Genomic DNA, 1872 nt, shown 5'->3' with positions numbered 1-1872 from the left:
CCTTCAACAAGGCGCACTCGGCGGCGTACGGAGTCGTGTCGTTCTGGACCGCCTACCTCAAGGCGCACTACCCGGCCGAATACATGGCCGCCCTCCTCACCAGCGTGCGCGGAGACAAGGACAAGTCGGCGATCTACCTCAACGAGTGCCGCCGGATGGGCATCAAGGTGCTTCCGCCCGACGTCAACGACTCCGAGGCCAACTTCACGGCCGTCGACCGCGACATCCGGTTCGGTCTGTCAGCCGTGCGCAACGTGGGGCACAACGTCGTGGACGCCATCGTCGAGGCGCGGACGGAGAAGTCCCCGTTCACCGACTTCGCCGACTTCATGGAGAAGGTCCCGCCGGTCGTCTGCAACAAGCGCGTGATCGAGTCGCTGATCAAGTCCGGATCCTTCGACTCGCTCAAGCACCACCGCCGCGCCCTGGTGACCGTCCACGAGGATGCCGTCGACCAGTACGTCGACATCAAGCGCAACGAGGCGATCGGGCAGGACTCGCTCTTCGCCGGCCTCGACGACGCCGATGCCGGGTTCGCCGGTTCGGCCGTCGTCGTCCCCGACCTCGACGAGTGGGACAAGACGACGCTGCTCGCCCACGAGCGCGAGATGCTCGGCCTGTACGTCTCCGACCATCCGCTGTTCGGTCTGGAGCACGTCCTCCGTGCGGCCAGCGACTGCACGATCGGCGATGTGATCGCCGACGAGGAGCGACCCGACGGGGCGCAGATCGCGGTGGCCGGCCTGGTGACCTCGATCCAGCGCAAGCTGACCAAGAAGGGCGATCCCTGGGCCATCGTGACCGTCGAGGACCTCGAGGGTGCCGTCAACGTGATGCTCTTCCCGTCGGTCTACACCTTGTCGGGGCACCTTCTCGTCGAGGACGCGGTGGTGGTGGTCAAGGGACGCCTCAAGCGCAAGGAGGACACGCCCGAGATCGCGGCGACCGAGCTCACGGCTGCGGATCTGAGCGTGGGTGACGATGGTCCCGTCGTCCTCTCGATCCCGACCGCGCGCTGCACCCCGCCAACTCTCGACCAGCTCCGCGACGTCCTCGCGAGCCACCCCGGCGCCACCGAGGTCCACCTGCGTCTGGTGGGGACCAAGAGCACCAAGCTCATGCGCCTGGACCCGCGCCTTCGCGTGTCCCCGTCGTCGTCGTTGATCGCCGACCTCAAGGCACTGCTCGGTCCCGGCTGCCTCGTCTCGTGACCGCGCCGACGCGTCCGTACCCCGTGGGGGAGGATGGACACCGCGCCCGTCGCGGGCGCAGGGCACAGGAGGAACGTGTGCGCAGGACACGCAAGGGTGGCTTCGCGACGGTGGTCGGCTTCGTCGTTGCCGGTGCCGTCGCCGGGGTCCTCTGGGCCCTGCTCAGCGACCCCATCCAGTACACCGTCGTCCGGATCGGCGACCAGTCCGGGCTGAGCGCAGACGAGGCGGCGTCGACCGCGCAGTTCGGCGTCGAAGTCACCTATGCCTGGATCGGCGCGGTGATCGCGGCGCTGTGGGGTTCTGTCGCCACCTGGCTCTGGGGACGCGCCGGCGGCAACGCCGTGATCGTCCGGACTGCTCTGGGCGCCGTCGTCGGTGCGCTGGTGGCATGGGGGACAGGCGTGCTGGCCGGGCCCCCTGAGCCGACTGTCGGCTCGCGGCCGGCGGGTGCCACGGTCTCCGGGCAGGTCGCCCTCGACGCGTACGGGATGCTCTTCGTCTGGCCGGTCGCCGCGCTCCTCGGGCTGCTCCTCGTCGCGTGGTTGACCCTCCCGCGGGAGCCGGCCGCCGGCACGCACCGCGACGACGCGCCGCTGCCTCCCGTCGGCGTCTGACGGCCAGCCGGGGCCCCGAGCCGCGGGTGCATCACGGTTGTCCG

At 69.8% G+C, this 1872-nt stretch carries 2 protein-coding genes; both read left to right on the top strand.

From position 1 onward, the window contains the following. The coding region (locus PV363_RS17635) for an OB-fold nucleic acid binding domain-containing protein (protein WP_301023069.1) at window positions 1-1211 on the top strand (1211 nt) is incomplete at its 5' end. A gap of 77 nt (window positions 1212-1288) precedes the next feature. Further along, entirely contained in the window at window positions 1289-1828 is a 540-nt protein-coding gene (locus PV363_RS17630; protein ID WP_220344402.1) for a hypothetical protein, read from the top strand. Window positions 1829-1872 lie beyond the last annotated feature (44 nt).

Origin of the sequence: Mumia sp., assembly GCF_028803055.1 — a bacterium.
In the GTDB taxonomy this organism is placed as follows: Bacteria; Actinomycetota; Actinomycetes; order Propionibacteriales; family Nocardioidaceae; genus Mumia.
This window is presented reverse-complemented; position numbering and strand designations above follow the sequence as displayed.